Below are 7,462 nucleotides of genomic sequence, written 5' to 3'. Positions count from 1 at the left end.
CTACGCCCGGGTCAGGGGACACTCGACTTCAAATTGATTTGTGCAACAACGCCGTACTTGGTCTGTTTATTGTGCTGGTGTTGGCTGCTTATTTGGTTATGCCGGCATTGGTGGCCAAGGCCTTGTGGCATGACTATCAGCAGCAAGGGAAGCTGACGGATGCCTGGGCTTTAGGCCTTTCGGGAGGCGCGGCATTTCTATCGTTGATAGCAAGTATGGGGCTCGAACTTGGAAATCAAGCCTCTCTGGAAGCAAGCCTTCCTATTTGTTTCATCGTAGCTGCTTTGGCAGCATTTGCAGTGGCACGAATCATGGCCGGGGATGAGTGTTCCATAGCAGACCAAACACAGCAAACAGAAGGCTCAGAATCTACAAAAAAAGAGGAGAAAAATCAGTCTAAATCCAAATGGGGTCCATTCAACGCCGCTTTTATGGTGGCACTCACAGCGTGTGCACAGTGGATCTTATTACTCACCGTCGTCTTGATAACTATTGGCCTAGGCCGAGATGGTTCGTTGCGAGAAGAAGGCGCAGCAGCTTACTCAATTATCGCTGCGCAGCTGTTGATTAGTGCTTCAGTTCCTCTACTCTTTCAGAAGAAGATGGAATGGGGCAGGGCAATCCGCTTGATGGCTGTAGTTGGTTTAGCACTGCTTCTAGGTTTGCTACTGATAACTCAATCGGTCTCCAAGCCTTCGGCCATCGTGGTTGGACATCTCGGAGCTGGCGAGATCGAGGCAACACGCTTAGTCCTGAGTGGCAAAGGCTGTAAACAGCTGAACTTAGCTTTAGGCGAAATGCATTGCGCAGAGGTCAAAGATGACGAGCCCACCGTGTTGTGCCCAGTAGCATTGCGCTCTCGGATTGGTGCACAAATTTTGGTAGAGGTCGCACCGATGGAGTTGCATCCAGCGACGTCCTCGGGAAAGGATGACTCGGGAGACGAAAAAAAGGATAACTCGGGAGATAACAATCTGAAAGAACGCCAATTGGTTTGGCGTGACTACAAAAACTCTCCTCAGAGCACCGTTCCTCGCAAGCGAGTGATCCTCGATAAGTCGACATTGCTGGCTTGGAGCACGCTGACTTCAGTTGGAGTTCATGCAGACAAAGGAGTCCCAGCTAAACCTGCTCCTCCTGCGAGCTTGGTTTACTTGGAAGCAACGTCAAAGGATAAGTCCACTTCCAACGAGCTTGATAAGGCCCTGATCAAGCTTTGTGGAGAAAAGCAGCCTGTCACTCAAACACCTGCACCTACACCTGCACCTAAACCTCGCCCCCCAAAACCGTTACCTCAACCACCCAAGCCAGTAGCATGTTGCTGCTCAGCCGCGCCCGTCTCAGCAGCCTCACGCACTTGCCAAGATGCAACTCCATTGATTCCGAAAGTGAGCACTGAGACAGCACACATAGAAAGCTGATTGCTTCGCAGACTATTTTTCGCCTCGCGTAGAACTCTCTATGCGAGGCTGAAACCTCACAACATCCAGCCCCGCCCACTCGTTGAATGTCTCAAACAGCCCTTGCAGCGGGACTATTTCATTCTCGTAGAACACCTGCAGGGACTGGCTGGCATTGCCAAACCCGCCCGTGTTGTTGGGGATGATGCCCAGTAGTCCCGGCGGTACGCGATGCGCGGCCAACACATCGTCCTTGCTGGCATTCTTGATCGCGCTGAAATCATCCTTGGCGGCTATCTCGCTGACGGGAATCAGCTTGAGGCCTTCGGGCTTGCCGCCTGGGGCGTGGACAAACAGATTGCGGAAGTTTCCCGGCCCCTTGGACTTGCGCAGCTGCTCGCGCAGCTTCTCCACATCCTCATTGCTCACAGCGCTGTCGCTCAGGTACATGATGAAGCCTGCATGGCTGCCATTCTCGTAGTAGCGGCGCCGGAAGATCGTGGCCGACTCATTAAGCAGCGCCGACTGCAACGCGCTCAGATACTCGGGCAGGCCGTACAGCTCCTGATTGATGTCGGGCTCGCGCAGATGGAAGACAGAGCCAGGCACAAACTCATGTTCTTCGCGCCAGTTGGGCACGTAGAAATAGCGCTTCTCCTGGCCTCGGCGCATGTACCGGCTCAGCGAATGCTCAAAGCGCATGGTACGGCCGGACAAAGCGCGGCGGGCTTCAAGGTATCCGTTGCCGAACACCATAAAGTCCGTGGCCCAGGCCTTGAAAGTTTCGCGCGACATCATCGAATGCGGAATGAAGCTCGCAGTCAGCAGGTTGCGTTTCAGGTAGATGGCAGAGCTGTGGTGCGGCGATGCCCGGAAAGCATCCGCCAGCCCATCGAGCGGAAACGGCGGCTCATACCAGCGACCGTTAAACATCGCTTCCACATAGTCCAGTAAGCGCAGGCGGCTGCCCAAGTACAGCGCGGAAACATATGCCGGTTACCTGAAGAACCTTCGCACCATCCGCCCTGTGTTTGGCCAGATGGTCTGGGATGAGGTGGATCTGCCCACGCTGCGCCAGTACTTGGACCTTCGCACTGCCAAAACTCAGGGCAACCGTGAAATGTCGCTGCTGCGCCTGATCTGGGGCAAGGCCAAGCTCTGGGGCATGACGCGTAGCCCCTGGCCAGCCGAGGGCATACGCGGCTGGAAGAACGAGGAGAACGCGAGAGTTTTCGAAGTGACGCCCGAGCTATTCCGAGCCGTCTACGCCCAGGCCGATCAAGTGCTGCGCGACGGCATGGATATGGCGTCTGCCACGGGCATGCGACTGAAGGATGTGATCGCGGTAGAGATGCCCAAGAATGGCCTGCTCAAGCGCATCGCCAACAAGACTCAGAAAGTCAAAGGTGCCATCGAGTTCGACATCACCGAATCGCCAGTCCTTACCCGCATCGTCCAGCGCCGCGAACTGGTAGATACGCTCTGCCCCAACCTGTTGGTGCTGCCCGATGGTCGGCCGGTCACCTACCGCATGATTTCCCGCCGCTGGGAAGACGCCCGCGACGCGGCCGCCTACCGCTCCGAAGTCGCCGGCGACACCGAACGCGGCAAACAGATCCGCGCCATGTACCTGCGCGACATGCGCAGCTTCGCCGCCAACCTGGCCGAAGACATTGATGAAGCATCAAAGCTGCTGGATCACAGCAGCGTGAACGTGACGCGCAAGCATTACCGGATGCGGGCTACGCGGTTGAAGGCAGTGCGCTGAAATTAATTGCCGCACACAGCTTCTGCATGCATTTCTGAAATATTAGATCAAGGGTCCCGCTGTTACCTTACACGCCCGAAGTTTCAGGGTGCAGTCAATCAATGCTTCGGAAACTCCAAGCTGGATTGGAGCGCTGGCCTTACAGAGTGAATCTGTTGGCGAGCACCAACATGCACAAACCGCATGGACTCATGAAATTACAACATTTAATTGCAACCTGATACGATTTGAATCACCTCTTTAATTGGGAAAAATGATGAGAATTAGTTCTCTAGCTATGACGCTGGTTGCCGTTGCCGCTTTGGCTGCATGTGGTGGTGGAAGCGACTCTAGTAGTGACAGCGGAAACGCCCCCAGCACTGGCAATCAGGTATCCGACCTGAAATTGCTGAGTGGTACAGAGGCGCCTGCCTCAACAGTCGGATCGGACGGAGCATTTTTCCTCGACTACAAGAGTGGTCGTTTGTATGGCCCAAAAACCAGTGGTGCATGGCCGGCCGCCAGCCTGTCGCTAGTAGGACCAACAGGCCCGGTTGGTCCTGCTGGAGCAGCCGGCGCTGGCGGCACCTCCCCTGGGCTCTACAGCGGGACAAGCACCCCAGCTGACACGATCGGCCTTGACGGCGATTTCTATATAAACCTTTCCAGCAAGATTCTGTACGGTCCCAAAGCTAGCGGTGCCTGGCCCACTACCGGTATCAGCATCGTCGGATCACTTGGCCCGATTGGTGCAACTGGCCCTGCTGGGGCAAACGGTCAGACTGGAGCGACCGGAGCGACCGGAGCAACTGGGCCTACTGGAGCGACTGGACCAACAGGGGCAACCGGAGCACCTGGGGCCAGCCTTATTGGCGGATCGGGAGCACCAAGCAATTCGATTGGCGCGAATGGCGACTTCTATATCGATTCCGTTGCCGGCTTACTCATCGGCCCTAAGGCCTCTGGTGCTTGGCCTCTGACGGGAACCTCGCTGATTGGGCAGACTGGTGCTACTGGTGCTACCGGAGCAACTGGAGCAACTGGAGCACCCGGTTCTACTGGGGTCACAGGAGCTGCCGGAGCAAGCATCATCTCCGGCGCAGGTATTCCAGGAAGTGGAATCGGAATCGATGGTGATCTTTATTTTGATACAACCAGCAAGTTCATTTTCGGTCCCAAGACCAATGGAGCATGGCCTGGAGTAGGCACCTCGCTGATAGGTGACACTGGTCCGCAAGGACCTCAAGGAAATCAAGGTCCTGTGGGTCCTGTGGGTCCTGCAGGTGCAGATGGTGCAACTGGCCCCGCAGGAGCAACTGGAGCAACTGGTCAGACTGGAGCAACTGGTCAAACTGGAGCAACTGGCCCGGCTGGCCCTACAGGGGCAACAGGTCCTGCCGGCTCTGGCGCGCTAAAGCTTAAGGACGCCAATGGGGTTACGCTGGGATCCGTGATTTCCTCAACAAATCTAGAAGTGACTTTCCAAACCTCAACAGGCCATCAGACCAAAATCAACTGGACAGGAACTTACCCAGCTGCCCAGATTTACTATTCTTCCCATGACACAAACACACTTAAGTGTGGTGGCACTGCCTACTTCAACTCTGGCGGATCCGCCCTAAGGAATGGTGTCCCCAACCCCCCCATTGCTATGTACGGCAAGTGGATGTTGTTTTCAGGATCGCTAGATAGCCTCATGGTCCCGAGCACTGTAGAAAGTAACGGCACATCACTAACCGTCTCACTCGGAGCCGGTGGCATAGAGGGAATCGACAACCCATCCTGTGGACCAAGCACATCGACCAATCTGGTATGGCCTCTAAAAAAGGTAGAGCCGGTGGATGTAGGCCTGCCAGCAACGGTCAAACCGCCGCTTTCTATCGAGTGAAGGTCGCAATAACTCATTGACCTGAATGGTCGATTCAGCATTCAGCTAAATCGACTTTTTCATAACACTCTAAGTCGCCGACGTCCCTCCGCCATGCTGTCGTGCAATAAAAGGCGTAGGCGCAATGCCATATTGCTCGAATGAGACTTTAGCAATTTTTTGCGCAAAAAACGCGCTACAATCCACGTCCACTCAAGGGTAAGTGGTCAGACTCAAAATCCCCCACCGAAAGGTGTGCCGGTTCGATTCCGGCCCCGGCACCAGATACCCAAGCCGAGAAAGTGAATTCACTTTCTCGGCTTTTCTATTCTCTGACTCCAGAGAAAACGGCGAATCGGGTACATCGCCCTATCCTTTTATCCATGTCTTCCCGCTGCCGGGCTTAGGCAGGATCTGCCTTATCTGCTCACTTTTCAGAAAGAGTGCGGCAACTGTGCATAACTTTTTGCAATCAGGCCCTTGTGAGCACATGGGAATGTGCCGCCTCTCGCTTCAAAACTGTGCTTCTGCGCCTCTGAAGCCGACCAGCTATTCACCCAAGAAAAGCTGCTCAAGCCTGCGACTGCACAGCAGCTTCCTCTGAAAAATGTCTTTTCAGCGTCAAAGCGAGCGTATTGTCGAAGCCAAAGGTGGCTGTCAATCAGAGCAACCCTGCTCCTGATTCAGCCCTGAAAAAAAGCGCCGATTCTCGCGGCGCTTTTTTCCACAGATCCTGTTGATAATTCCGTGGATATCCAGTGGAATTCCATCAATGCAGGCTTCCTCTCCCTTGTATTGACGTCCTTGCCGGTTGATTGCCTTCAAATCAGGCAGATGCCCAATAAAGGGTTAACCCTTGATCTTTCAGAGGGTGCGCCGGATCAGCAAACGGCCGGTATCGGTGATATGCCAATGCTTTTCTTCGTCCTGCACGACAAAGCCACGCTCCAGCAGGCGCCTGGACAGGTATTCCTTGACGGCCGCCCCTAGCGAGACATCTTCGCCCAGCTCCAGCTTTTTGAGCGTTTCCAATTCATCGACCGTAGGTTCATACACAGGTGCACGATAGACTGCTGTTTGCATGGTGATTTCTCCTAAGCTCGTCTGATGAGACTGGTCGCTCCGGCCCCGAAGCGCCTGGGACTCAAGATAAACCTCTCATTTGCCACGCGCAATAGCTGATTGACGGCTTTACCTAAATTCATCAAGCCCTCAGACACCATACAGCCCTACATCCAGCGCCAGTCCACCACTCTTATTTCAGGAGCTAGCTACCCACATGTTGTATGCGATTGCTGTTCTTTTCGCCTTTCAGTTATTGGGCGAGTTTCTGGTGCGCATCAGCGGCCTGCCACTGCCCGGAGCACTCGTTGGGACTTTGCTGCTGCTGGTTGGACTGCTGTTTTACAAGCGCCTGCCCAAGCCGCTGGAAGACACCGCGCAGGTGCTGCTGCAGAACATGATGCTGCTGTTTATCCCTGTCATCGCGGGCGTGATGCTGGAATTTGACCACCTGCGCCGCGAATGGCTGCCGTTTGTGCTGGCTTGCGTGGCAGGTGCTGCGATCACATTTACGGCCACCGCCCTCACTTTCCGCTTTTTTCTGCAGCGCCAGCGCACTCTTCAGAGCAGCAATGAAGGCAACGATGAAAGAGCCCCAGAGCAGGAGCAGCCCGCATGAGCACGCCTCTGCTTGACCGCCTGCACACCACCTGGCTGAGCCTTGCCGAAGGCTCGCCCCTGCCTTGGCTGGTATTGACGCTGATCGTCTACCTTGCTGCCATGGCGATCTACAAAAAAAGCGGCAACCGGCCCACGCTGATTCCAGTGTTTACCGGTGTGGTGGTCATCGTCGGGATTCTGATGGTGACGGGCACGCCGTATGAGACCTATCGCAGCGGCGTGTCACTCCTGGGGCTGATGATTGGCCCGGCCACGGTGGCGCTGGCGATTCCGCTCTACGCCCAGCGTGAACGTATCAAGGAGCTGTGGCTGCCCATCAGCGTGGCGCTGTTTGTGGGTTGCCTGGTGGCGCTGTTTTCTGCGCTGGGCATTGCCTGGTTGTTTGGCGGTTCTGAGGCGACGCTGATTGCCGTGGCACCCAAATCAGCCACCATCCCCATCGCTTTGCCCATGGCCGAGCGTTTTGGCGGCAAGCCCTCTCTGGCGGCTGTGGCCGTAGCCATCACCGGCATCAGCGGCACCATGATGGCACCGCTGCTGTGCCGTTTTCTGCGCCTTAAAGACCCGGCCGTTCAAGGCTTTGCCATTGGCCTGACCGCCCACGCGATTGGCACCGCGCGTGCCATTCAGCTCAACCCCACGGCGGGCGCGTTCTCGGCGCTGGCCATGGGGCTGAACGGTGTCGCTACGGCGGTGCTGATGCCGCTTGTACTGGCCATCGCCCCCTGGATTTAAAAAGATAGCTGCTAGCGCTTTATCTATAAG

6 protein-coding genes and 1 pseudogene are annotated in these 7,462 nt (G+C 55.6%); 5 read left to right on the top strand and 2 right to left on the bottom strand.

Annotated features, from left to right (window positions below; translation table 11 throughout):
• A pseudogene (locus RSF91_RS12710) lies at positions 1-1,421 on the top strand (hypothetical protein); the annotation flags it as partial.
• Positions 1,422-1,433: 12 nt separating this feature from the next.
• Here RSF91_RS12710 and RSF91_RS12705 read toward each other — a convergent pair.
• Positions 1,434-2,333: a phage portal protein gene (locus RSF91_RS12705; RefSeq protein WP_332568767.1), complete on the bottom strand. Its 900-nt coding sequence runs from the start codon at positions 2,331-2,333 to the stop codon at positions 1,434-1,436.
• A 94-nt stretch (positions 2,334-2,427) separates the two neighbouring features.
• Between RSF91_RS12705 and RSF91_RS12700 the strand changes: the two genes are divergently transcribed.
• Both RSF91_RS12700 and RSF91_RS12695 read left to right on the top strand, forming a co-directional pair.
• Positions 2,428-3,168 carry an integrase gene (locus RSF91_RS12700; RefSeq protein WP_332568762.1) on the top strand — a complete coding sequence of 247 codons (741 nt, stop codon included), beginning with the start codon at positions 2,428-2,430 and terminating at the stop codon, positions 3,166-3,168.
• A 1,199-nt stretch (positions 3,169-4,367) separates the two neighbouring features.
• The gene (locus RSF91_RS12695; RefSeq protein ID WP_332568761.1) at positions 4,368-4,562 is read left to right on the top strand and encodes a hypothetical protein; all 195 of its coding nucleotides are present in this window, start codon (positions 4,368-4,370) and stop codon (positions 4,560-4,562) included.
• A 1,316-nt stretch (positions 4,563-5,878) separates the two neighbouring features.
• Here the strand turns inward: RSF91_RS12695 and RSF91_RS12690 are convergent.
• Positions 5,879-6,097: a hypothetical protein gene (locus tag RSF91_RS12690; protein WP_099736092.1), complete on the bottom strand. Its 219-nt coding sequence runs from the start codon at positions 6,095-6,097 to the stop codon at positions 5,879-5,881.
• A 196-nt stretch (positions 6,098-6,293) separates the two neighbouring features.
• Between RSF91_RS12690 and RSF91_RS12685 the strand changes: the two genes are divergently transcribed.
• Positions 6,294-6,695 (top strand): CidA/LrgA family protein, encoded by a 402-nt coding sequence (locus RSF91_RS12685; RefSeq protein WP_332568760.1) that lies wholly within the window; start codon positions 6,294-6,296, stop codon positions 6,693-6,695.
• Positions 6,692-7,432, top strand: a complete 741-nt coding sequence (locus RSF91_RS12680) for an LrgB family protein (RefSeq protein ID WP_332568759.1) — start codon at positions 6,692-6,694, stop codon at positions 7,430-7,432. The genes RSF91_RS12685 and RSF91_RS12680 overlap by 4 nt, the downstream gene beginning before the upstream one ends.
• The last annotated feature ends 30 nt before the right edge of the window (positions 7,433-7,462 follow it).

Source organism: Comamonas sp. (assembly GCF_036643215.1).
Lineage (GTDB): Bacteria > Pseudomonadota > Gammaproteobacteria > Burkholderiales > Burkholderiaceae_C > Comamonas.
The sequence above is the reverse complement of the archived record's forward strand: the minus strand, read 5'-3'. Positions and strand labels throughout refer to the sequence as shown.

Excerpts from the sequence above, each read along its gene's own strand:
- RSF91_RS12705 (WP_332568767.1), bottom strand. The coding sequence starts at position 2,333 with ATGTTTAACGGTCGCTGGTATGAGCCGCCGTTTCCGCTCGATGGGCTG.
- RSF91_RS12685 (WP_332568760.1), top strand. The coding sequence starts at position 6,294 with ATGTTGTATGCGATTGCTGTTCTTTTCGCCTTTCAGTTATTGGGCGAG.
- RSF91_RS12680 (WP_332568759.1), top strand. The coding sequence starts at position 6,692 with ATGAGCACGCCTCTGCTTGACCGCCTGCACACCACCTGGCTGAGCCTT.
- RSF91_RS12690 (WP_099736092.1), bottom strand. The coding sequence starts at position 6,097 with ATGCAAACAGCAGTCTATCGTGCACCTGTGTATGAACCTACGGTCGAT.